Source organism: Streptomyces sp. NPDC007164 (genome assembly GCF_040634135.1).
GTDB lineage: Bacteria > Actinomycetota > Actinomycetes > Streptomycetales > Streptomycetaceae > Streptomyces > Streptomyces sanglieri.
This window is the reverse complement of the sequence record NZ_JBEYFB010000001.1, coordinates 381,836-403,780: the sequence shown is the minus strand read 5'-3', so window position 1 is coordinate 403,780 and position 21,945 is coordinate 381,836. Positions and strand designations below refer to the sequence as shown.

33 protein-coding genes are annotated in these 21,945 nt (G+C 67.2%); 31 read left to right on the top strand and 2 right to left on the bottom strand.

Going from position 1 to position 21,945, the window contains the following annotated elements; genetic code table 11:
• Nucleotides 1-294 precede the first annotated feature (294 nt).
• The 31 genes from rpsJ (at nucleotide 295) to truA (ending at nucleotide 17,762) form a co-directional block, all read left to right on the top strand.
• A complete protein-coding gene (rpsJ, locus tag ABZ622_RS01750) occupies nucleotides 295-603 on the top strand; it encodes a 30S ribosomal protein S10 (protein ID WP_003948644.1) in 309 nt (102 codons plus the stop codon).
• Nucleotides 604-616: 13 nt separating this feature from the next.
• On the top strand, nucleotides 617-1,261 hold the full coding sequence (gene rplC, locus ABZ622_RS01745) for a 50S ribosomal protein L3 (protein WP_072485542.1): 645 nt from the start codon (nucleotides 617-619) through the stop codon (nucleotides 1,259-1,261).
• 4 nt (nucleotides 1,262-1,265) lie between these two features.
• Complete coding sequence (gene rplD / locus ABZ622_RS01740) at nucleotides 1,266-1,916, top strand: 50S ribosomal protein L4 (protein WP_360539307.1); 651 nt, start codon at nucleotides 1,266-1,268, stop codon at nucleotides 1,914-1,916.
• Nucleotides 1,916-2,239, top strand: coding sequence for a 50S ribosomal protein L23 (gene rplW, locus ABZ622_RS01735; protein WP_093897250.1), 324 nt, complete (start codon nucleotides 1,916-1,918; stop codon nucleotides 2,237-2,239). Before rplD ends, rplW begins: the two co-directional genes overlap by 1 nt.
• A 40-nt stretch (nucleotides 2,240-2,279) precedes the next feature.
• On the top strand, nucleotides 2,280-3,116 hold the full coding sequence (rplB, locus tag ABZ622_RS01730; protein WP_360539305.1) for a 50S ribosomal protein L2: 837 nt from the start codon (nucleotides 2,280-2,282) through the stop codon (nucleotides 3,114-3,116).
• Nucleotides 3,117-3,128: 12 nt separating this feature from the next.
• Nucleotides 3,129-3,410, top strand: coding sequence for a 30S ribosomal protein S19 (gene rpsS, locus ABZ622_RS01725; RefSeq protein ID WP_003966956.1), 282 nt, complete (start codon nucleotides 3,129-3,131; stop codon nucleotides 3,408-3,410).
• 40 nt (nucleotides 3,411-3,450) lie between these two features.
• Nucleotides 3,451-3,798 carry a 50S ribosomal protein L22 gene (gene rplV / locus ABZ622_RS01720; protein WP_004571827.1) on the top strand — a complete coding sequence of 116 codons (348 nt, stop codon included), beginning with the start codon at nucleotides 3,451-3,453 and terminating at the stop codon, nucleotides 3,796-3,798.
• Entirely contained in the window at nucleotides 3,798-4,640 is an 843-nt protein-coding gene (gene rpsC, locus ABZ622_RS01715) for a 30S ribosomal protein S3 (RefSeq protein WP_093540760.1), read from the top strand. The genes rplV and rpsC overlap by 1 nt, the downstream gene beginning before the upstream one ends.
• A 5-nt stretch (nucleotides 4,641-4,645) precedes the next feature.
• On the top strand, nucleotides 4,646-5,065 hold the full coding sequence (gene rplP, locus ABZ622_RS01710) for a 50S ribosomal protein L16 (protein WP_014047785.1): 420 nt from the start codon (nucleotides 4,646-4,648) through the stop codon (nucleotides 5,063-5,065).
• Nucleotides 5,065-5,289, top strand: coding sequence for a 50S ribosomal protein L29 (gene rpmC, locus ABZ622_RS01705; protein ID WP_124716937.1), 225 nt, complete (start codon nucleotides 5,065-5,067; stop codon nucleotides 5,287-5,289). Before rplP ends, rpmC begins: the two co-directional genes overlap by 1 nt.
• Complete coding sequence (gene rpsQ / locus ABZ622_RS01700; protein ID WP_030977953.1) at nucleotides 5,289-5,573, top strand: 30S ribosomal protein S17; 285 nt, start codon at nucleotides 5,289-5,291, stop codon at nucleotides 5,571-5,573. Before rpmC ends, rpsQ begins: the two co-directional genes overlap by 1 nt.
• Before the next feature lie 106 nt (nucleotides 5,574-5,679).
• Complete coding sequence (gene rplN, locus ABZ622_RS01695) at nucleotides 5,680-6,048, top strand: 50S ribosomal protein L14 (protein WP_003966950.1); 369 nt, start codon at nucleotides 5,680-5,682, stop codon at nucleotides 6,046-6,048.
• 2 nt (nucleotides 6,049-6,050) lie between these two features.
• Nucleotides 6,051-6,374: a 50S ribosomal protein L24 gene (gene rplX / locus ABZ622_RS01690; protein ID WP_003966949.1), complete on the top strand. Its 324-nt coding sequence runs from the start codon at nucleotides 6,051-6,053 to the stop codon at nucleotides 6,372-6,374.
• Entirely contained in the window at nucleotides 6,374-6,931 is a 558-nt protein-coding gene (rplE, locus tag ABZ622_RS01685) for a 50S ribosomal protein L5 (RefSeq protein WP_326767226.1), read from the top strand. Before rplX ends, rplE begins: the two co-directional genes overlap by 1 nt.
• 2 nt (nucleotides 6,932-6,933) lie before the next feature.
• Complete coding sequence (locus ABZ622_RS01680; protein WP_024491590.1) at nucleotides 6,934-7,119, top strand: type Z 30S ribosomal protein S14; 186 nt, start codon at nucleotides 6,934-6,936, stop codon at nucleotides 7,117-7,119.
• Nucleotides 7,120-7,343: 224 nt separating this feature from the next.
• Nucleotides 7,344-7,742, top strand: coding sequence for a 30S ribosomal protein S8 (rpsH, locus tag ABZ622_RS01675; RefSeq protein ID WP_124716936.1), 399 nt, complete (start codon nucleotides 7,344-7,346; stop codon nucleotides 7,740-7,742).
• Nucleotides 7,743-7,763: 21 nt separating this feature from the next.
• Nucleotides 7,764-8,303 carry a 50S ribosomal protein L6 gene (gene rplF / locus ABZ622_RS01670; protein WP_124716935.1) on the top strand — a complete coding sequence of 180 codons (540 nt, stop codon included), beginning with the start codon at nucleotides 7,764-7,766 and terminating at the stop codon, nucleotides 8,301-8,303.
• Between the two features lie 2 nt (nucleotides 8,304-8,305).
• On the top strand, nucleotides 8,306-8,689 hold the full coding sequence (gene rplR / locus ABZ622_RS01665) for a 50S ribosomal protein L18 (protein ID WP_093540756.1): 384 nt from the start codon (nucleotides 8,306-8,308) through the stop codon (nucleotides 8,687-8,689).
• 46 nt (nucleotides 8,690-8,735) lie between these two features.
• Entirely contained in the window at nucleotides 8,736-9,341 is a 606-nt protein-coding gene (rpsE, locus tag ABZ622_RS01660) for a 30S ribosomal protein S5 (RefSeq protein ID WP_266913326.1), read from the top strand.
• Nucleotides 9,341-9,523, top strand: coding sequence for a 50S ribosomal protein L30 (gene rpmD / locus ABZ622_RS01655; RefSeq protein ID WP_018550611.1), 183 nt, complete (start codon nucleotides 9,341-9,343; stop codon nucleotides 9,521-9,523). Before rpsE ends, rpmD begins: the two co-directional genes overlap by 1 nt.
• A gap of 1 nt (nucleotide 9,524) precedes the next feature.
• Nucleotides 9,525-9,980, top strand: coding sequence for a 50S ribosomal protein L15 (rplO, locus tag ABZ622_RS01650; protein ID WP_018550610.1), 456 nt, complete (start codon nucleotides 9,525-9,527; stop codon nucleotides 9,978-9,980).
• A 215-nt stretch (nucleotides 9,981-10,195) separates the two neighbouring features.
• A complete protein-coding gene (secY, locus tag ABZ622_RS01645) occupies nucleotides 10,196-11,515 on the top strand; it encodes a preprotein translocase subunit SecY (RefSeq protein WP_093540755.1) in 1,320 nt (439 codons plus the stop codon).
• Nucleotides 11,515-12,171 carry an adenylate kinase gene (locus ABZ622_RS01640; RefSeq protein ID WP_360539300.1) on the top strand — a complete coding sequence of 219 codons (657 nt, stop codon included), beginning with the start codon at nucleotides 11,515-11,517 and terminating at the stop codon, nucleotides 12,169-12,171. Before secY ends, ABZ622_RS01640 begins: the two co-directional genes overlap by 1 nt.
• Before the next feature lie 138 nt (nucleotides 12,172-12,309).
• The gene (gene map, locus ABZ622_RS01635; RefSeq protein ID WP_266913322.1) at nucleotides 12,310-13,146 is read left to right on the top strand and encodes a type I methionyl aminopeptidase; all 837 of its coding nucleotides are present in this window, start codon (nucleotides 12,310-12,312) and stop codon (nucleotides 13,144-13,146) included.
• Nucleotides 13,147-13,481: 335 nt separating this feature from the next.
• Nucleotides 13,482-13,703 carry a translation initiation factor IF-1 gene (gene infA / locus ABZ622_RS01630; RefSeq protein ID WP_003956442.1) on the top strand — a complete coding sequence of 74 codons (222 nt, stop codon included), beginning with the start codon at nucleotides 13,482-13,484 and terminating at the stop codon, nucleotides 13,701-13,703.
• A 60-nt stretch (nucleotides 13,704-13,763) separates the two neighbouring features.
• Complete coding sequence (gene rpmJ / locus ABZ622_RS01625; RefSeq protein WP_003956441.1) at nucleotides 13,764-13,877, top strand: 50S ribosomal protein L36; 114 nt, start codon at nucleotides 13,764-13,766, stop codon at nucleotides 13,875-13,877.
• Between the two features lie 194 nt (nucleotides 13,878-14,071).
• Complete coding sequence (gene rpsM / locus ABZ622_RS01620; RefSeq protein ID WP_014047799.1) at nucleotides 14,072-14,452, top strand: 30S ribosomal protein S13; 381 nt, start codon at nucleotides 14,072-14,074, stop codon at nucleotides 14,450-14,452.
• Nucleotides 14,453-14,557: 105 nt separating this feature from the next.
• The gene (gene rpsK, locus ABZ622_RS01615; protein WP_003956432.1) at nucleotides 14,558-14,962 is read left to right on the top strand and encodes a 30S ribosomal protein S11; all 405 of its coding nucleotides are present in this window, start codon (nucleotides 14,558-14,560) and stop codon (nucleotides 14,960-14,962) included.
• Between the two features lie 133 nt (nucleotides 14,963-15,095).
• On the top strand, nucleotides 15,096-16,118 hold the full coding sequence (locus ABZ622_RS01610) for a DNA-directed RNA polymerase subunit alpha (protein ID WP_024755423.1): 1,023 nt from the start codon (nucleotides 15,096-15,098) through the stop codon (nucleotides 16,116-16,118).
• 182 nt (nucleotides 16,119-16,300) lie between these two features.
• A complete protein-coding gene (rplQ, locus tag ABZ622_RS01605; protein ID WP_124716932.1) occupies nucleotides 16,301-16,801 on the top strand; it encodes a 50S ribosomal protein L17 in 501 nt (166 codons plus the stop codon).
• Between the two features lie 106 nt (nucleotides 16,802-16,907).
• Complete coding sequence (gene truA / locus ABZ622_RS01600; RefSeq protein WP_360539297.1) at nucleotides 16,908-17,762, top strand: tRNA pseudouridine(38-40) synthase TruA; 855 nt, start codon at nucleotides 16,908-16,910, stop codon at nucleotides 17,760-17,762.
• A gap of 28 nt (nucleotides 17,763-17,790) precedes the next feature.
• Here truA and ABZ622_RS01595 read toward each other — a convergent pair whose 3' ends face one another.
• On the bottom strand, nucleotides 17,791-20,895 hold the full coding sequence (locus tag ABZ622_RS01595) for a glycosyltransferase (protein WP_360539295.1): 3,105 nt from the start codon (nucleotides 20,893-20,895) through the stop codon (nucleotides 17,791-17,793).
• Between the two features lie 171 nt (nucleotides 20,896-21,066).
• The gene (locus ABZ622_RS01590; protein WP_360539293.1) at nucleotides 21,067-21,921 is read right to left on the bottom strand and encodes a hypothetical protein; all 855 of its coding nucleotides are present in this window, start codon (nucleotides 21,919-21,921) and stop codon (nucleotides 21,067-21,069) included.
• Nucleotides 21,922-21,945: the final 24 nt, after the last annotated feature.

The following is a 21,945-nucleotide window of genomic DNA, read 5'->3' as shown; positions in this document are numbered from 1 at the left end:
TGCTGCGCGCCTCCCGCCGGGAGGACCGGAAGCGAGTCCCACAGTACTCGTCGACCCCCCGCGGGTCGGACGTACGGGAATCTTCCGGGAAGCGTCAGTGGGGCACCGGCCAGGCGCCCGGTGGGTGTTTCGCCCCCGGTCCTGCGGTCCTCGGGCCCGCACCCCCTTGGTTGGGAAATCCTTCGGGAGATCTGCGTAGAGGGGATGCGACACGCCCGACCGCGTGGGTCGGAGGTGGAGTCGTTAGAACTCCCGGGTTCCAGAGCGTTATGAGAGACAGGACTACTAGTAGCCATGGCGGGACAGAAGATCCGCATCCGGCTCAAGGCCTACGACCACGAGGTCATCGACTCCTCGGCGAAGAAGATCGTCGAGACGGTGACCCGCACTGGTGCGTCGGTCGCGGGCCCGGTGCCGCTGCCCACTGAGAAGAACGTGTACTGCGTCATCAAGTCGCCGCACAAGTACAAGGACTCGCGCGAGCACTTCGAGATGCGCACGCACAAGCGCCTCATCGACATCCTCGACCCCACGCCGAAGACGGTTGACTCGCTGATGCGTCTCGACCTGCCGGCGGGCGTCGACATCGAGATCAAGCTCTGAGGTGACGCGCGAGATGGCTAAGAACATTAAGGGCGTCCTGGGCGAGAAGCTCGGCATGACCCAGGTCTGGGACGAGAACAACCGGGTCGTCCCGGTGACCGTCGTCAAGGCCGGGCCCTGCGTCGTCACCCAGGTCCGCACCAACGACAACGACGGCTACGAGGCAGTCCAGATCGCCTTCGGCGAGATCGACCCCCGCAAGGTGAACAAGCCCCTCAAGGGCCACTTCGCCAAGGCCGACGTGACCCCGCGCCGCCACCTGGTGGAGCTCCGCACCCCTGACGCCAGCGAGTACACGCTGGGCCAGGAGGTCACTGCCGAGGTGTTCGAGTCCGGCGTCAAGGTCGACGTCACGGGCAAGAGCAAGGGCAAGGGCTTCGCCGGTGTGATGAAGCGTCACAACTTCAAGGGTGGCAAGGCGTCCCACGGTGCCCACCGTGTGCACCGTATGCCCGGCTCCATCGGTGGCTGTGCCACCCCCGGCCGTGTCTTCAAGGGCATGCGCATGGCGGGTCGCATGGGCAACGAGCGTGTCACCACCCAGAACCTGACCATCCACGCGGTTGACGCGGAGAAGGGTCTGCTCCTCATCAAGGGCGCAGTCCCCGGTCCGAACGGCGGCCTCGTCCTGGTCCGTACCGCGGCCAAGGGGGCTTGAGGTAATGAGCACCATTGACATCCTTTCGCCGGCAGGCGACAAGGCCGGTACCGTCGAGCTCCCCGCGGAGATCTTCGACGCGAAGACCAGCGTTCCGCTGATCCACCAGGTCGTCGTCGCACAGCTGGCAGCTGCCCGTCAGGGCACGCACAAGACCAAGACCCGCGGCGAAGTCCGTGGTGGTGGCCGCAAGCCGTACCGCCAGAAGGGCACCGGCCGCGCGCGCCAGGGTTCGACCCGTGCGCCGCAGTTCGTCGGCGGTGGCGTCGTCCACGGCCCGCAGCCGCGTGACTACTCGCAGCGGACCCCGAAGAAGATGAAGGCCGCCGCCCTGCGCGGTGCCCTCTCGGACCGGGCCCGTCACTCCCGCATCCACGTCGTCACCGGCGTGGTCGACGGAGCTGTCTCCACGAAGGCCGCCAAGACGCTGTTCGGCAAGATCTCGGAGCGCAAGAACCTGCTCCTGGTCGTCGACCGTGCCGACGAGGCCGCGTGGCTGTCCGCCCGCAACCTGCCCCAGGTGCACATCCTGGAGCCGGGCCAGCTGAACACGTACGACGTGATCGTCTCTGACGACGTGGTCTTCACCCAGGCCGCCCTCGAGTCCTTCGTGTCTGGCCCCCAGACCGCTGAGACCGAAGGGAGCGACGCCTGATGAGCGAGGCGACCGTTACCAGCAAGACCTACTCGGACCCGCGCGACGTTCTCGTCAAGCCGGTTGTTTCCGAGAAGAGCTACGCGCTGCTCGACGAGAACAAGTACACGTTCATCGTCGCGCCCGGCTCCAACAAGACCCAGATCAAGCAGGCCGTGGAAGCGGTCTTCTCGGTCAAGGTCACCGGGGTCAACACGATCAACCGGCAGGGTAAGCGCAAGCGCACCAAGACCGGTTTCGGCAAGCGCGCTGACACCAAGCGCGCCATCGTGACCCTCGCCGAGGGCGACCGTATCGACATCTTCGGCGGTCCGACCGCCTAAGGGCGGTCTGGATCGTCCGGAATCGGACGAGGACTGAGAAATGGGTATCCGCAAGTACAAGCCGACGACCCCGGGCCGTCGTGGCTCCAGCGTCGCCGACTTTGTCGAGATCACGCGGTCCACGCCGGAGAAGTCGCTGGTCCGCCCCCTGCACAGCAAGGGCGGCCGTAACAACGCCGGTCGTGTGACCGTTCGCCACCAGGGCGGTGGCCACAAGCGCGCCTACCGAGTGATCGACTTCCGTCGTCACGACAAGGACGGCGTGCCGGCCAAGGTCGCGCACATCGAGTACGACCCGAACCGCACCGCGCGCATCGCGCTCCTGCACTACGCGGACGGCGAGAAGCGCTACATCGTCGCGCCGCGTGGCCTGACGCAGGGCGACCGTGTCGAGAACGGCCCGGCCGCCGACATCAAGCCCGGCAACAACCTGGCGCTGCGCAACATCCCGGTCGGTACGACCATCCACGCCATCGAGCTGCGGCCCGGCGGCGGCGCGAAGTTCGCCCGTTCCGCGGGTGCCTCCGTGCAGCTGCTGGCGAAGGAGGGCACCATGGCCCACCTTCGTATGCCGTCGGGTGAGATCCGCCTGGTCGACGCCCGCTGCCGCGCCACCATCGGCGAGGTCGGCAACGCCGAGCAGTCGAACATCAACTGGGGCAAGGCCGGCCGCATGCGCTGGAAGGGCGTTCGCCCGACCGTCCGCGGTGTCGCGATGAACCCGGTTGACCACCCGCACGGTGGTGGTGAAGGCAAGACCTCCGGTGGTCGCCACCCGGTCTCGCCGTGGGGTCAGAAGGAGGGTCGTACTCGTTCGCCGAAGAAGGCATCGAACAAGTACATCGTCCGCCGCCGCAAGACGAACAAGAAGCGCTAGGAGCGGGTTTAGATGCCGCGCAGTCTCAAGAAGGGGCCCTTCGTCGACGGCCACCTCATCAAGAAGGTGGACGTACAGAACGAGGCAGGCACCAAGAACGTCATCAAGACCTGGTCCCGTCGCTCGATGATCGTCCCGGCCATGCTGGGTCACACCATCGCGGTGCACAACGGCAAGATCCACGTCCCGGTGTTCGTCACCGAGTCGATGGTCGGCCACAAGCTCGGCGAGTTCTCGCCGACTCGCACCTTCCGCGGCCACGTCAAGGACGACCGGAAGTCGAAGCGCCGCTAGCGCGGGGTGACTGACTATGACTTACACCGAAGGGACAACCATGGAAGCCAGGGCCCAGGCGCGGTACATCCGCGTCACGCCCATGAAGGCCCGCCGCGTGGTGGACCTCATCCGTGGCATGGATGCCACGGAGGCTCAGGCGGTCCTGCGTTTCGCCCCGCAGGCCGCGAGCGTGCCGGTTGGCAAGGTGCTGGACAGCGCCATCGCCAACGCTGCACACAACTACGACCACACCGACGCCTCTTCGCTGGTCATCAGCGAGGCGTACGTGGACGAGGGCCCGACCCTGAAGCGGTTCCGTCCGCGTGCTCAGGGCCGTGCCTACCGGATCCGTAAGCGGACCAGCCACATCACCGTGGTCGTCAGCAGCAAGGAAGGAACCCGGTAATGGGCCAGAAGGTAAACCCGCACGGGTTCCGGCTCGGCATTACCACGGACTTCAAGTCCCGTTGGTACGCCGACAAGCTGTACAAGGACTACGTCAAGGAAGACGTCGCCATTCGTCGCATGATGACGAAGGGCATGGAGCGGGCCGGCATCTCGAAGGTCGAGATCGAGCGCACCCGCGACCGCGTCCGCGTTGACATCCACACCGCCCGCCCGGGCATCGTCATCGGCCGCCGCGGCGCCGAGGCCGACCGCATCCGTGGCGAGCTGGAGAAGCTGACCGGCAAGCAGGTCCAGCTGAACATCCTCGAGGTCAAGAACCCCGAGGTGGACGCTCAGCTGGTGGCCCAGGCCGTCGCCGAGCAGCTCTCCTCCCGCGTCTCCTTCCGTCGGGCCATGCGCAAGAGCATGCAGTCCTCGATGAAGGCCGGCGCCAAGGGCATCAAGATCCAGTGCGGTGGCCGCCTCGGCGGCGCCGAGATGTCCCGCTCGGAGTTCTACCGCGAGGGCCGTGTGCCCCTGCACACGCTCCGCGCGAACGTCGACTACGGCTTCTTCGAGGCCAAGACGACCTTCGGCCGCATCGGTGTGAAGGTCTGGATCTACAAGGGCGACGTCAAGAACATCGCCGAGGTCCGCGCCGAGAACGCCGCTGCCCGCGCCGGCAACCGCCCGGCCCGTGGCGGCGCTGACCGCCCGGCCGGCCGTGGTGGCCGCGGTGGCGAGCGTGGCGGCCGCGGTCGCAAGCCGCAGCAGCAGTCGGCTCCGGCTGCCGAGGCCCCCAAGGCCGAGGCTCCCGCCGCTGCCGCTCCGGCTGCCGAGAGCACCGGAACGGAGGCCTGACCGAAATGCTGATCCCCCGTAGGGTCAAGCACCGCAAGCAGCACCACCCGAAGCGCAGCGGTATGTCCAAGGGTGGCACGCAGGTTGCGTTCGGCGAGTACGGCATCCAGGCGCTGACCCCGGCGTACGTGACGAACCGCCAGATCGAGGCAGCTCGTATCGCGATGACCCGCCACATCAAGCGTGGCGGCAAGGTCTGGATCAACATCTACCCGGACCGCCCCCTGACGAAGAAGCCTGCCGAGACCCGCATGGGTTCCGGTAAGGGTTCTCCCGAGTGGTGGATCGCGAACGTCAAGCCCGGTCGGGTGATGTTCGAGCTGTCCTACCCGAACGAGAAGATTGCTCGTGAGGCGCTCACCCGCGCTGCTCACAAGCTTCCGATGAAGTGCCGGATCGTTCGGCGCGAGGCAGGTGAGTCGTGATGTCGGCCGGTACCAAGGCGTCCGAGCTGCGCGAACTGGGCGGCGAGGAGCTCCTCAACAAGCTCCGCGAGGCCAAGGAAGAGCTGTTCAACCTCCGCTTCCAGGCGGCGACCGGGCAGCTCGAGAACCACGGTCGGCTCAAGTCCGTCCGTAAGGACATCGCCCGGATCTACACCCTGATGCGCGAGCGCGAGCTGGGCATCGAGACGGTGGAGAGCGCCTGATGAGCGAGAAGACTGTGACTGAGACGAACACCGACCGCGGTTTCCGCAAGACCCGTGAGGGTCTGGTCGTCAGCGACAAGATGGACAAGACCGTCGTCGTCGCTGTCGAGGACCGTGTCAAGCACGCGCTGTACGGCAAGGTCATCCGCCGTACGAACAAGCTCAAGGCGCACGACGAGCAGAACGCCGCCGGCGTCGGCGACCGCGTCCTCCTGATGGAGACCCGGCCGCTGTCCGCCACGAAGCGGTGGCGCGTCGTCGAGATCCTCGAGAAGGCCAAGTAATTCCTGAGGGGCATTCCCCGCAGGCAAGTTCCGCCAGGCTCGGTGGGGCCCGCTCCGGTGACGGAGCGGCCCCCGCCGGGAACCGGCAGACGATCAGGAGATAGACGTGATCCAGCAGGAGTCGCGACTTCGCGTCGCCGACAACACGGGTGCGAAGGAAATCCTCACCATCCGTGTTCTCGGTGGTTCGGGTCGCCGCTACGCGGGCATCGGTGACGTCATCGTCGCCACCGTCAAGGACGCGATCCCCGGTGGCAACGTGAAGAAGGGTGACGTCGTCAAGGCCGTCATCGTTCGCACCGTCAAGGAGCGTCGCCGTCAGGATGGCTCGTACATCCGCTTCGACGAGAACGCCGCCGTCATTCTGAAGAACGACGGTGACCCCCGCGGCACCCGCATCTTCGGCCCGGTGGGCCGGGAACTGCGCGAGAAGAAGTTCATGAAGATCATCTCGCTCGCGCCGGAGGTGCTGTAAGCATGAAGATCAAGAAGGGCGACCTGGTTCAGGTCATCACCGGTAAGGACAAGGGCAAGCAGGGCAAGGTCATCGTGGCCTACCCCGCTCAGGACCGCGTCCTCGTCGAGGGTGTCAACCGGGTCAAGAAGCACACCAAGGCCGGTCAGACCGCTCGCGGTTCGCAGACCGGTGGCATCGTCACGACCGAGGCCCCCATCCACGTGAGCAACGTTCAGCTCGTCGTGGAGAAGGACGGCAACAAGGTCGTCACGCGCGTCGGTTACCGCTTCGACGACGAAGGCAACAAGATCCGCGTTGCCAAGCGGACGGGTGAGGACATCTGATGGCTACCACCACCACTCCGCGTCTGAAGACGAAGTACCGCGAGGAAATCGCCGGCAAGCTGCGTGAGGATTTCTCGTACGAGAACGTCATGCAGGTCCCCGGTCTGGTCAAGATCGTGGTCAACATGGGTGTGGGCGACGCCGCCCGCGACTCCAAGCTGATCGACGGCGCCGTGCGCGACCTCACCACGATCACCGGCCAGAAGCCGGCCGTCACCAAGGCCCGCAAGTCCATCGCGCAGTTCAAGCTGCGCGAGGGTCAGCCGATCGGCTGCCACGTCACCCTCCGTGGTGACCGCATGTGGGAGTTCCTGGACCGTACGCTGTCGCTCGCGCTGCCGCGTATCCGTGACTTCCGTGGTCTGTCGCCGAAGCAGTTCGACGGCCGTGGCAACTACACCTTCGGTCTCACGGAGCAGGTCATGTTCCATGAGATCGACCAGGACAAGATCGACCGGGTCCGGGGCATGGACATCACCGTGGTCACCACGGCGACCAATGACGACGAGGGTCGTGCCCTCCTTCGTCACCTCGGCTTCCCGTTCAAGGAGAACTGACCGTGGCGAAGAAGTCCCTGATCGCTAAGGCCGCCCGTAAGCCGAAGTTCGGCGTTCGCGGGTACACCCGCTGCCAGCGCTGCGGCCGGCCCCACTCCGTCTACCGCAAGTTCGGCCTGTGCCGCGTGTGCCTTCGTGAGATGGCTCACCGTGGCGAGCTGCCGGGCGTGACCAAGAGCTCCTGGTAAATCTCCTTCGCCCTTTGGGCGTTGGGATTACCCGGAGACTCTCGGTAAGCATCTGGTCGGCAGGAGCCCCTCCTTTCATGCCGTAGGCTTGAAGGGTTGGGCGCCTGCCGCCCAAGACCGACTTACTACGCCGTAGGTCCCCGCACCGCACCCGTCCTGCCTCTGAGTGGGGAGAGGGATGGCGCATACAGGAAACCCCGGCGAGAGAGGCCGAAGGCCAACTCATGACCATGACTGATCCCATCGCAGACATGCTCACGCGTCTGCGTAACGCGAACTCGGCGTACCACGACGATGTCGCGATGCCGCACAGCAAGATCAAGTCGCACATCGCGGAGATCCTCCAGCAGGAGGGCTTCATCACCGGCTGGAAGGTCGAGGACGCCGAGGTTGGTAAGAACCTCATCCTCGAGCTGAAGTTCGGGCCGAACCGCGAGCGTTCGATCGCCGGCATCAAGCGAATCTCGAAGCCGGGTCTGCGTGTATACGCAAAGTCCACCAACCTGCCGAAGGTCCTCGGCGGCCTGGGCGTGGCGATCATCTCCACGTCCCACGGTCTCCTGACCGGCCAGCAGGCCAGCAAGAAGGGCGTAGGTGGGGAAGTCCTCGCCTACGTCTGGTAGTCGGGAACGGAGGAATAGCTCATGTCGCGAATCGGCAAGCTCCCCATCCAGGTTCCCGCCGGTGTGGACGTCACCATCGATGGCCGCACGGTCGCGGTGAAGGGGCCCAAGGGCACCCTCTCGCACACCGTCGCGTCGCCGATCGAGGTCACCAAGGGTGAGGACGGCGTCCTGAACGTCGCCCGCCCGAACGACGAGCGTCAGAACAAGGCCCTTCACGGCCTGTCCCGCACGCTGGTGGCGAACATGATCACCGGTGTGACCCAGGGATACACCAAGGCGCTCGAGATCAGTGGTGTCGGTTACCGCGTCCAGGCGAAGGGCTCCAACCTGGAGTTCGCCCTGGGCTACAGCCACCCGATCCTGATCGAGGCCCCGGAGGGCATCACCTTCAAGGTGGAGTCCCCCACGAAGTTCTCCGTCGAGGGCATCGACAAGCAGAAGGTCGGCGAGACCGCGGCCAAGATCCGCAAGCTGCGGAAGCCTGACCCGTACAAGGCCAAGGGCGTCAAGTACGCCGGCGAGGTCATCCGCCGCAAGGTCGGAAAGGCTGGTAAGTAGCCATGGCATACGGCGTGAAGATCGCCAAGGGCGACGCCTACAAGCGTGCCGCCCTCAAGCGTCGCCACATCCGCGTCCGCAAGCACATCTCCGGTTCGCCGGAGCGTCCGCGCTTGGTCGTGACGCGGTCCAACCGCCACATGGTGGCTCAGGTCATCGACGACATCGCGGGCCACACGCTCGCGTCGGCGTCGACCCTGGACGTCTCCATCCGTGGTGGCGAGGGCGACAAGAGCACCCAGGCCAAGCAGGTCGGCGCCCTGGTCGCTGAGCGTGCCAAGGCCGCAGGCGTCGAGGCCGTCGTGTTTGACCGCGGTGGTAACCAGTACGCCGGGCGGATTGCCGCTCTGGCTGACGCCGCCCGTGAAGCCGGTCTGAAGTTCTGAGCCCGGTTCCTACGCACAGCGGACGTAACAGAGAGAGGTAAATCCAATGGCTGGACCCCAGCGCCGCGGAAGCGGTGCCGGTGGCGGCGAGCGGCGGGACCGGAAGGGCCGTGACGGCGGCGCAGCTGCCGCCGAGAAGACCGCGTACGTTGAGCGCGTTGTCGCGATCAACCGCGTCGCCAAGGTTGTGAAGGGTGGTCGTCGCTTCAGCTTCACCGCGCTGGTCGTGGTGGGCGATGGTGACGGCACCGTCGGTGTCGGTTACGGCAAGGCCAAGGAAGTTCCCGCGGCCATCGCCAAGGGCGTGGAGGAAGCCAAGAAGAGCTTCTTCAAGGTTCCGCGCATCCAGGGCACCATCCCTCACCCGATCACGGGCGAGCGGGCCGCGGGTGTCGTGCTGCTGAAGCCGGCTTCCCCCGGTACCGGCGTTATCGCCGGTGGCCCGGTGCGTGCCGTTCTGGAGTGCGCCGGCGTTCACGACATCCTGTCGAAGTCGCTTGGCTCGTCCAACGCGATCAACATCGTGCACGCGACCGTGGCGGCCCTCAAGGGCCTGCAGCGTCCCGAGGAGATCGCGGCCCGCCGCGGTCTGCCGCTTGAGGACGTCGCCCCCGCGGCTCTGCTTCGTGCACGTGCGGGAGCGGGTGCGTAATGGCTCGCCTCAAGATCACGCAGACGAAGTCATACATCGGCAGCAAGCAGAACCACCGCGACACCCTGCGTTCGCTCGGGCTCAAGCGCCTGCACGACGTGGTTGTCAAGGAGGACCGCCCCGAGTTCCGCGGCATGGTGCACACCGTCCGCCACCTCGTGACGGTTGAGGAGGTCGACTGACATGGCGGAGAACAAGCCGCTGAAGGCCCATGACCTCCGGCCCGCCCCGGGCGCCAAGACCGCCAAGACCCGTGTGGGTCGTGGTGAGGCGTCCAAGGGTAAGACCGCCGGTCGTGGCACCAAGGGCACCAAGGCCCGTTACCAGGTTCCGGAGCGCTTCGAGGGTGGGCAGATGCCCCTCCACATGCGTCTCCCGAAGCTCAAGGGCTTCAAGAACCCGTTCCGCACCGAGTACCAGGTCGTGAACCTGGACAAGCTCGCGACGCTCTACCCCGAGGGTGGAGAGGTCACCGTGGCCGACCTGGTCGCCAAGGGTGCGGTGCGCAACAACCACCTCGTCAAGGTCCTCGGACAGGGCGAGATCTCCGTGGCACTGCAGGTTTCGGTTGACGCCGTCTCCGGCTCCGCCAAGGAGAAGATTGCCGCCGCGGGCGGCACCGTCACCGAGCTCGTCTGAGACAACTCGATGGCCTGAACATCCGACCGGGGATGCCTCTCATATGGGGCATCCCCGGTTGGTCGTTCCTAGGGGGGCATGGTCGCCGGTAAGGTGGCGTGCGTTGTTGTGTGGTATCCCTCTGGGCACCCGCCCCGGGGACTTTGACTTTTACGTATTCGTCGATCCTCAAGACCGTCACCTCTACGCATTGCGCGGGGGTCGCAGGAGGCACCGTGCTCACCGCGTTCGCCCGGGCGTTCAAGACGCCCGACCTGCGCAAGAAGCTGCTCTTCACGCTCGGCATCATCGTGCTCTACCGGCTCGGGGCACACATCCCGGTACCGGGAGTGAGCTACGAGAACGTCCAGACCTGTGTTGATCAGGCCAGCAAGGGCAACAACAGCCTCTTCGGCCTGGTGAACATGTTCAGCGGTGGTGCACTGCTGCAGATCACGATCTTCGCGCTCGGCATCATGCCGTACATCACGGCCAGCATCATTCTTCAGCTGCTGACCGTGGTCATCCCCCGACTAGAGGCGCTCAAGAAGGAGGGGCAGTCCGGCCAGGCGAAGATCACGCAGTACACGCGTTATCTGACCGTCGCGCTGGCCATCCTCCAGGGCACCGGCCTGGTGGCCACCGCCACCAGTGGCGCGCTGTTCAGCGGCTGCCCGGTCGCCGACCAGATCGTGCCGAACCAGTCGATCTTCACGACCATCGTGATGGTCATCACGATGACCGCGGGCACCGCGGCCGTCATGTGGCTCGGTGAGCTCATCACCGACCGCGGCATCGGCAACGGCATGTCGATCCTGATGTTCATCTCGATCGCCGCCAGCTTCCCCGGCGCCCTGTGGGCCATCAAGACCAGCGGCAAGCTGGCCGACGGCTGGATCGAGTTCGGCACCGTCATCCTGATCGGCTTCGTGATGGTGGGCCTCGTCGTCTTCGTCGAGCAGGCCCAGCGCCGTATCCCGGTGCAGTACGCGAAGCGCATGATCGGCCGTAGGTCGTACGGCGGTACCTCGACGTACATTCCGCTGAAGGTCAATCAGGCGGGTGTGATCCCCGTCATCTTCGCTTCTTCGCTGCTCTACATCCCCGCCCTGATCGTCCAGTTCTCCAACTCGACCGCGGGCTGGGCGACCTGGATCAAGGACAACTTCGTCAAGGGCGACCACCCGTACTACATCACCGCTTACTTCCTGTTGATCGTCTTCTTCGCCTTCTTCTATGTGGCGATTTCGTTCAACCCCGAGGAAGTCGCCGACAACATGAAGAAGTATGGTGGGTTCATCCCGGGTATCCGGGCTGGTCGACCTACCGCCGAGTATCTGAGCTACGTGCTCAACAGGATCACTTGGCCGGGCTCGCTGTACTTGGGTCTGATCGCTCTCGTGCCGACGATGGCGTTGGCAGGCTTCGGCGGTGCGAACGCCAACTTCCCGTTCGGCGGGACGAGCATCCTGATCATCGTGGGTGTGGGGCTGGAGACCGTGAAGCAGATCGAGAGTCAGCTCCAGCAGCGCAATTACGAAGGGTTCCTCCGCTGATGCGAATCGTCCTCGTCGGGCCGCCCGGTGCCGGCAAGGGAACGCAGGCTGCGTACCTTGCCAAGAACCTGTCGATTCCGCAGATCTCCACGGGCGATCTCTTCCGCGCCAACATCAGCCAGGGCACCGACCTTGGCAAGCAGGCCCGCTCCTACATGGACAAGGGTCAGTTGGTGCCGGACGAGGTCACCATCGGGATGGCCAAGGACCGCATGTCCCAGCCCGACGCCGAGAACGGCTTCCTGCTGGACGGCTTCCCGCGCAACGTGGGTCAGGCCGAGGCTCTTGACGACATGCTCAAGGACGAGGGCACCAAGCTCGACGCGGTCCTGGACCTGGAAGTCCCCGAGGACGAGGTGGTCAAGCGCATCGCCGGCCGCCGGATCTGCCGGAACGACGGCTCCCACGTCTTCCACGCGACGTACAACCCGCCGAAGACCGAGGGCGTCTGCGACGTCTGCGGCGGCGAGCTGTACCAGCGCGACGACGACACCGAGGACACGGTGCGCACCCGGCTGGAGGTCTACCACACGCAGACCGAGCCGATCATCGACTACTACCGGGCCCAGAACCTGGTGGTCACCATCTCCGCGCTCGGCAAGGTCACCGATGTGACCGAGCGCGCGATGGAGGCTCTCAAGTCCGACAAGGGCTGAGCGCAGAACCCCGCAGTACTTGTGCAGTCGGCCGCGGCGTCCATGGGCGCCGCGGCCGACTGTTTGCGCCGTATCGTTGTGTGAGTACGCCGCAGACATCACCGTTCGATGCAGTCCGATGCAGAGAGGCGCCGCGCAATGGTGCAGATCAAGACCCCCGAGCAGATCGCGAAGATGCGCGAGGCGGGGCTGGTGGTCGCTGCCATTCACGCGGCCACCCGCGAGGCGGCGGTGCCCGGCGCCACCACGCTGGACCTGGACCAGGTCGCCCGCAAGGTGATCGCCGACCACGGTGCCAAGTCGAACTTCCTCGGTTACGGCGGGTTCCCCGCGACCATCTGCACCTCGGTCAACGAGGTCGTCGTCCACGGCATCCCGGACGAGAAGACGGTCCTCAAGGACGGCGACATCATCTCCATCGACGCCGGCGCGATCGTCGACGGCTGGCACGGCGACGCCGCGTACACCGCCTTCGTCGGCACCGGTCACGCACCGGAGCTGGTCGAGCTCTCCCGGGTGACCGAGGAGTCGATGTGGGCCGGCATCGCCGCGATGAAGGTGAACAACCGCCTCGTCGACATCTCGAAGGCGATCGAGTCCTACATCCGCCGCCAGCCCCGCCCCGCCACCGGCAAGTACGGGATCATCGAGGACTACGGCGGCCACGGCATCGGCACCGAGATGCACATGGACCCGCACCTGCTGAACTACGTCGCCCGCAAGCGCGGCAAGGGCATCAAGCTGGTCCCCGGCGTCTGCCTGGCCATCGAGCCGATGGTCTCGCTCGGTACGGCGCAGACCGAGGTGCTCCAGGACGACTGGACGGTCATCACGACGGACGGCACCTGGTCCTCCCACTGGGAGCACTCGATCGCCCTCACCGAACAGGGCCCGCTGGTCCTGACCGCCCCCGACTGCGGCCGGGAGAAGCTGGCGCAGTACGGGATCGAGGCGGCGCCGGACCCGCTGGGCTGACGGCATGCCGCCGGGCGGCGCCCGGCGCAGCCGGCCGAAGCCTGTGAGGCGCTCCGGCGCCGAGCCCGCGAGGGCTGCGTGTAGGAGGGGTCGGGATCGAGGCGGCGCCGGACCCTTCCCCAAGGTCTTGAGGACCAGGGGAGGCCCCATCGGCTGACGGAGCCCGGGGGATTTGACCCGCTTGTCGAGGTCTAAGGATCTCCTCCGGTGGGCAAACTTGACGGATTCGTCTTTTGGGGTCAGCTGACGTAGACTGACTCGTCGGCTCTCGTGCATCAGTGTGTCCGCATGCTGTGCCGAAAGTCGATCAAGGTAGCCGATTCGAAAGGCGAAGCGTGGCCAAGAAGCAAGGTGCCATCGAAATTGAGGGCACCGTGATCGAGTCCCTCCCGAACGCCATGTTCAAGGTGGAACTCCAGAACGGTCACAAGGTCCTCGCGCACATCAGCGGCAAGATGCGGATGCACTACATCCGAATCCTTCCGGATGACCGGGTCGTCGTGGAGCTCTCCCCGTACGACCTGACGCGTGGCCGGATCGTCTACCGCTACAAGTAGATCTTGCCTGCACCTCGCTCCTGCGCGGTGACGGCACTGACCCGGAGAACCTGACATCCCATGAAGGTCAAGCCGAGCGTCAAGAAGATCTGCGACAAGTGCAAGGTGATCCGCCGTCACGGTCGGGTCATGGTCATCTGCGACAACCTGCGCCACAAGCAGCGCCAGGGCTGACGCACGACCCCCTGCATCTCGCAGTACTTCGCGCGACGCACGTAAAACGTACATACGCAGAGTCCGTCCAAGCTTCGGCTGACGACACCTCCGGTGGGGGCCGGGGACCCGGGCGTACCACCTCTCGGCACGAGAGGTCGGCGGTCGGGAGCGGCACTGCGGAAGACCCCCGAATTAACAACTGGAGCCATTGAATGGCACGCGTTTCAGGTGTTGACATCCCGCGCGAAAAGCGCGTGGAGGTTGCCCTCACCTACGTCTTCGGTATCGGGCGCACCCGGTCCAAGGAGATCCTCGCCACCACCGGCGTGAACCCGAACACCCGCGTTCGTGACCTGGCCGAAGAGGACCTGGTCAAGATCCGCGAGTACGTGGACGCCAACCTCCGCACCGAGGGTGACCTTCGCCGCGAGATCCAGGGCGACATTCGCCGCAAGATCGAGATCGGCTGCTACCAGGGCATCCGCCACCGTCGCGGTCTCCCGGTCCACGGCCAGCGCACCAGCACGAACGCTCGTACCCGCAAGGGCCCGCGTCGCGCGATCGCCGGCAAGAAGAAGCCGGGCAAGAAGTAGTCCTCAGCGGACGCACTGCGGGCGTCCGGGCCACCGGTCATCCGCAGCAACCAGCGGTCTTCGCTGTAGGACCGATCACCTCCCCTCTCCATCTGGAGTCAAGACATGCCCCCCAAGGGTCGTCAGGGCGCAGCCAAGAAGGTGCGTCGCAAGGAAAAGAAGAACGTCGCTCACGGCCACGCGCACATCAAGAGCACGTTCAACAACACGATCGTCTCGATCACGGACCCCTCGGGCAACGTGATCTCCTGGGCCTCCGCCGGCCACGTCGGCTTCAAGGGCTCGCGCAAGTCCACCCCCTTCGCCGCGCAGATGGCCGCCGAGTCGGCCGCCCGCCGCGCGCAGGAGCACGGCATGCGCAAGGTTGACGTCTTCGTCAAGGGTCCGGGCTCCGGCCGCGAGACCGCGATCCGTTCGCTCCAGGCCACCGGCCTGGAGGTCGGTTCGATCCAGGACGTCACCCCCACCCCGCACAACGGATGCCGCCCGCCCAAGCGTCGCCGCGTCTGATTTTTTCGGGCTCTGCTCCAAGCAGTAGCCCGTGGGTCCGGGCGGTACGGCCCCTTCGGGGTCGTGCCGCCCGTACCCTTGTCAGTATCTGGGGGCGTCAAATAGTGGGCGCCCACGACTGAAGGAACGCAACATGCTTATCGCTCAGCGTCCGTCGCTGACCGAAGAGGTCGTTGACGAGTTCCGCTCCCGGTTCGTCATCGAGCCGCTGGAGCCGGGCTTCGGTTACACCCTCGGCAACTCTCTTCGCCGTACGCTCCTCTCCTCGATCCCCGGCGCTGCTGTCACCAGCATCCGGATCGACGGTGTCCTGCACGAGTTCACCACCGTGCCGGGCGTCAAGGAGGACGTCACCGACCTCATCCTCAACATCAAGCAGCTGGTCGTCTCCTCGGAGCACGACGAGCCGGTCGTGATGTACCTGCGCAAGCAGGGTCCCGGCCTGGTCACCGCTGCCGACATCGCCCCGCCGGCCGGTGTCGAGGTGCACAACCCGGACCTGGTCCTGGCCACGCTCAACGGCAAGGGCAAGCTGGAGATGGAGCTGACCGTCGAGCGCGGTCGCGGCTACGTCTCCGCCGTCCAGAACAAGCAGGCGGGCCAGGAGATCGGCCGTATCCCGGTCGACTCCATCTACTCGCCGGTGCTCAAGGTCACGTACAAGGTCGAGGCGACCCGTGTCGAGCAGCGCACCGACTTCGACAAGCTGATCGTCGACGTCGAGACCAAGCAGGCCATGCGTCCCCGTGACGCCATGGCTTCGGCCGGCAAGACCCTGGTCGAGCTGTTCGGTCTGGCGCGCGAGCTCAACATCGACGCCGAGGGCATCGACATGGGCCCGTCCCCGACGGACGCCGCGCTCGCCGCCGATCTGGCGCTGCCGATCGAGGAGCTGGAGCTCACGGTCCGTTCGTACAACTGCCTCAAGCGCGAGGGCATCCACTCCGTGGGTGAGCTCGTGGCCCGTTCCGAGGCCGACCTGCTCGACATCCGCAACTTCGGTGCGAAGTCGATCGACGAGGTCAAGGCGAAGCTGGCCGGTATGGGCCTCGCGCTGAAGGACTCGCCTCCCGGCTTCGACCCGACCGCCGCCGCCGACGCCTTCGGCGCCGACGACGACGCGGACGCCGGTTTCGTGGAGACCGAGCAGTACTGATCCGCCTCCGGCCGGGGTGCCCGGGTTCTCCTGGGTGCCCCGGACCGGGGTGAGGCTCTGGCCTCGATCGTCGGACGGGCTTGATCTCGCCCGCCGGCTCTTGAACTTCCGGGTGGCGTCCGCCGCACGGGAACTGACACCGGTACCTGATACGGCCGGTGCAGCACACAAGGAGAAAAACCATGCCTCAGCCCGCCAAGGGTGCCCGTCTGGGCGGCAGCGCTGCGCACGAGAAGCTTCTTCTCAACAACCTCGCGAAGTCGCTGTTCGAGCACGGCCGCATCACCACGACCGAGGCCAAGGCCCGCCGCCTGCGTCCGGTCGCCGAGCGTTTCATCACCAAGGCGAAGAAGGGCGACATCCACAACCGTCGCCTGGTGCTGCAGTCGATCACGGACAAGGGCGTCGTCCACACGCTCTTCACCGAGATCGCCCCGCGGTATGAGAACCGCCCCGGTGGTTACACCCGCATCACCAAGATCGGCAACCGTCGTGGCGACAACGCCCCGATGGCGGTCATCGAGCTGGTCGAGGCGCTGACCGTGGCCCAGCAGGCCACCGGTGAGGCCGAGGCCGCGACGAAGCGTGCGGTCAAGGAAGACGCCCTCAAGAAGGACGAGGCTCCGGCCGAGGCCGTCGAGGACGCCAAGCCGGCCGACGACGCCGAGTCGAAGGACGCCTGAGCGTTCTGAGACCACTGGACGGGCCCGCACCACCCTTCGGGGCGGTGCGGGCCCGTTCCGCATGTACCCGCGTGTGCCGCGTGCACCGGTAGAAAAGGACCCATGGGTGAGTGACGAGGTGGAGCCCGGCTCCGTACGGGTGCGGCTGGACCTGGCGTACGACGGCAAGGACTTCTCGGGCTGGGCGAAGCAGACCGCCAGGCGGACCGTCCAGGGCGAGATCGAGGACGCGCTGCGGACCGTGACGCGCTCCTCGCGGACGTACGACCTGACCGTCGCCGGCCGGACCGATGCGGGGGTGCACGCCCGGGGCCAGGTCGCGCACGTCGACCTGCCGGACGAGGTGTGGGCCGAGCACGGCGACAAGCTGCTGCGGCGGATGGCCGGGCGGATGGCGCCGGACGTGCGGATCTGGCGGATCGCACCGGCCCCCGAGGGCTTCAACGCGCGGTTCTCGGCGCTGTGGCGTCGCTACGCCTATCGCGTCGCCGACCGCCCCGGCGGGGTGGATCCGCTGTTGCGCGGTCATGTGCTGTGGCACGACCGGCCGTTGGACGTGGCCGCCATGAACGAGGCGGCCGCCCGGATGACCGGCGAGCACGACTTCGCCGCGTACTGCAAGAAGCGCGAGGGCGCGACGACCATCCGTACGCTGCAGAAGCTGAGTTGGGTCCGCGACGGGGCGAGCGGCATCATGACGGCGACCGTGCAGGCGGACGCGTTCTGCCACAACATGGTCCGCGCGCTGATCGGCGCCGCGCTCTTCGTCGGCGACGGACGCCGTCCCGCCGAGTGGCCCGCCCAGGTGCTCGCGGCCCGCGTCCGCGACCCCGGCGTGCACGTGGTGCGCCCGCACGGACTGACACTGGAGGAAGTGGCCTACCCCGCCGACGAGTTGCTGGCCGCCCGCGCCCGGGAGGCGCGCAATGTGCGGACGCTTCCCGGGGGCGGGTGCTGCTGAGAGCCGCGGGGCGGCCGGGGCCGGTCCGTCAGCGCTTGCGTACGATCCGGGCGACCCGGCTGAGCAGGCGCGGCCTGCGGGGCCGGGGCGCGGCGGCGGCCGGCTTCGGCGGTTCGGGGACTTCGACACGCAGCGACAGGTCGCGGTGCGGATTGGTCCAGTACGGGGTGATGCGGAGGGGCCGCTCGGTGGGGTGCGCCACAGCGGTGAGCTGTGCGGGGACCTCGGGCGCGCATTCCTTGCCGAGGCGGGTCGACTTGGTCCAGCCGAGCGCGTTGAGGCGTACGGACAGGTCCCAGATGCCTTGGCCGAGCGGTGAACCGGCGACCGCACGGGCGGGATCCAGTCCGGTGGAGCCGGTCACCGTCAGGCCGCCGTCGCCGCGGACGACGGTGCTCTCCGTGACCATGCGGTACTCGGCGCCGCTGCTGCGCTCTCGCAGGACCAGGACCACGGATGCCTTGTCCGGGGAGGCGCCGCCGGTGAGCGGTTCGGCGGCGAATCGGTCGAGGAGGGGCTGGGGGAGGCCCGTCGGGGTGAGGACGTGCCGGTCCCCGTCGTCGCCGTCGCCGGTCGTGACTCCGACCGGGCCGTCGGCGGCGTGCAGCCGGGCGCCGAAGGCGATGTGCATCGTGCCGTCGTCCTGCCACGACAGCTCGGTGAGGGTGGGGCGGCAGGCGATGGAGTTCTCCCACTCAATGAGCCGCACCAGGGAGTCCTGGTCCCCGTCCTCGATCAGGCCGATGGCCACGCGGCGGGAGACCGGAAGGCCCGCCACCGCGGTCCCGGACACCCGGCCGCTCAGTGCCCCGCGGATCTCGTGGAGGAACTCGGTGCGGGTCTCCTCGTCCAGTTCCAGGAACTGTCTGCCGCCGATCCGGTCGAGCACCTCGACGCGCAGCCATCGCCGGTGCAGCCGGTCGCGTGCCGCTCCGGGACCGGCCAGGGTGTCGGCGGTCTCCAGGAGTGCGGGCAGCGCCGCGTAGAACTCGGCGGCCGGCACGGGGGCGGCGGGGCGCTTCGGGCCGTAGTGGTAGCAGACCTGGCTGCCGAGTACGGAGGCGTGGCCCGCCCGCAGATATGCCTGTGCGGTGAACAGCTGCTCGGACAGCGGGTGCCGGTCCTCCGGGAAACGGAGGGCGTGCTCGGTGAGGAAGGCCCGGTCGAAGAGCTTGTTGGCGGTGAGGCTGTCGGCGAGGGGGTCCTTGGCGAGCGTTGCCCGGGGCCGGTCCCGTACGAAGAGTTCGCGCGGCAGGGCACGGTCCTTGCCGGCGAGCTTGCCGACGACGATGTCGGCGTCGTGCTCCATGCCGTAGTCGTACATCCGCCGCAGCGCGTCGGGGGCGAGACGGTCGCCGGCCTCCATGAACAGCACGTACTGGCCGGTGGCCGCGTCGATTCCGGTGTTGCGGGAGGCGGCGTCGCTCGGGGGGAGCACCTCTCCGTCGCCATCGCCGACGAGGACGACGTCGATGTCGCGGGCGGGCAGCGTCTGGGCGGTGAGCGAGTCGAGCGTTTCCCGGAGGGACTCCGGCGAGGCCTCGTGGGTGGGGACGACGACGCTGACCTTGGGCGGGCGGAGCGCGGGGGTGTCGTCGGTGGCGCGTACGACGAGGGTGAGGCCGGTGTCGGTGTGGGCGGGGGTGATCCTGTGACCGGCGAGGACCTGCGGGGCGGGGACCGGGAGGCCGGCGGCCGGGGTGGCTTCGCCGAGTTCCGCGTACCGGTCGAGGCCGGCTCCCGACAGCCGGACCTGGACCTGCCACCGGCCCTCCACGAGCGGTCCGCCACCCGCGGCATGCCGCGGGTCGATCGTCACGGTCCCGGTGACGAGGGGGCGTACGAGCATGGTGCCGTCGGCGCCGCGTTCTTCCTCAAGAACGAGGGACGTCCGGTGCGGGAGGACCCACACATGTGCGGTCTCCGTGTGGCGCAGCAGCACATCGACCTTGAAGGTCTTCAACTCGCGGGTCACGTCGACGGGTTCGTCGACGATGCCGTCCGTCAGGTACGGCGCGAGGAAGTGCCGGTCGCCGTCGCGGGAGAGTACGAGCCCCGAGCCGTCGGGTCTCTCTTCGAAGCGCGCGGTGAACGCGACTTTGAGCCGGTCGCGGTTCCAGGTCGCGGACTGCGCTGTGCACCGGGCCTTGAGGTCCGTCTGGCGGAGGGTGAACTCATCCAGTTCCTCGGGCCGGTTCTGCCGCAGCAGTGTGGAACGGACCCGCAGGAGCGGGGCCAGGCCGTCGTGCATTCCGTCGGTGACGAATTCCTCGGCCAGCTCGCTCACCGCCTCGAACGGGTCGCCGTCGAACCGGGGGTCCATGAGAGCGCCACGCGCCGGTACGCCGAGCCTGGACAGCATCTCCACCCGGTAGAAACGGCGGAGGAGGCGGTCGCGATCGGCGCCGGGCTCGGTGCCCGCGACCACGGTCGCCATGATCTGGCGCAGATTTCCGTAGTACCAGCGCGGGTCCATGAGCGCGGTGCCGGCGTTCTCCTCGTCCTCGCGCGCCCAGTACGAGTACGTGACGTAGTCGCCCACCACCGAGACCACGGACGCCTTGAGATAGGCGCGGACCATGAAGAGCTGGTCCTCCAGGATCCAAGGACCCTCGGGGTGCACGATGCCCTGCTCACGCAGGAATGCGGTGCGGAACATCTTGTGCGGCGTCAGGCTGTCGATCAGCGGGGCGTTCCAGACGGTGCAGGACTCACGGGTCCGGCTCATCAGGCCGTAGGGAACCCCGCGGCTGCGGAAGTTGCTCGCGACCTTCCCGATGACGATGTCGGAACCGTTGCGCCGCGCCATGTCGCAGAGCCGCTCAAGTGCTTCGGGTGCCATGCGGTCGTCGTGGTCGGCGAACTGCACGTACTCACCGTTGGCCTGTTCGACGCCGATGTTGCGGGGCCTGCCCGGCCACCCGGAGTTCGGGATGCGGGTCATCCGGAAGTGGTCGTGCTCGCCGACCAGGGCCGCCAGCCGCGCGGGTGTGTCGTTGGTCGAACCGTCGTCGACGAAGAGCACCTCGAACTCGTCCGCGGGCAGCGTCTGCCGCAGCAGCGAATCGACCAGTGCTTCGATGTGGCTCCCCGAGTTGTACGTCGGGACCACCACCGTGACCTTGACCGCCATCCCACCCCACGCTTTCAGCTGCACACAAGTCCGTCACTTCGGACCCGCAGACCCTACACAGGTGAGTTCGCGGGCGTCGACGAAGTCACTGCGGGGCTGCTGCGGCCCCGGCGCCGACGGCCGCGGGGAAGGGGCGTAGGAAGGGAAGGCGCGCGAGATCCCCGGCCCGGGTCAGGCGGCGGGGGCGGTGGCGGCCGCCGAGGCCTGGAGTTCGCCGCGGCGGTGGATCTGCCGGAACGTGAAGTTCGTCAGGTCGTTGCCGGTGGTGTAGGCGTTCTTGTCGGCCGTGGTGACGCTCTTGCCGTTGGTGAACCCGCTGATGGCGAAGTAGGCGTAACGGCCGTAGGAGTTGGCGGTGCGGCGGCAGACCGAGCCGGGGGGACAGAAGGCCGGCACGCCCGAGCCGCTCAGTGTGGCGATGCTGCCGCTCGCCTGCCGGGCCGCCTTCTTGGCCCGGGCCTCCGTCGGGAAGACCGCGAGGCCGATGGTGACGGCGACGCCGTCCTTGCTGTAGGTGGCCCGGATCACCTGGTCGCAGCCGTTGTTCACGAGGACCGAGCCGAGCGCGCCCTTCGTGGCCGCGGCGCAGTTCTTCGTCTGCTGCGTCGCGCCCTTGGCGTAGACGCGGTCGCCCATCGTCAGCTTCTTGCCGGGGAAGAAGGCGTCGACGGTGATCGGCGCCCGGTCCTTCTTCGCGTCGGAGATGTAGTCCTTCGGGTTCGGCGGGGGCGGCGGCGCCACCGAGGAGAAGGACGGCTCGGGCTCGGCGGTCTCGCTCGGCAGGTCGCTCGGCGCGGGCAGCTCGCTCGTGTTCTTGCCGGAGCCGGTGGGGCTGTTGTTCTTGTTGGCCGAGATGACGGCGGTGGCCACGATCGCGCCGATCGCCGCGGTGGCGAGCACACCGCCGCCGATCAGCAGCCACCTCTTGCGCCGTTTGCGCGCGGCGGACTCGTCGGCCAGCGCTGCCCAGTCCGGAGTCTGTGTGCCCCCGGGCCCCCAGGAGGGCTCCCCTTGCCCAAAGCTCATGCCGCGATCCTAGAGGAGACGTAA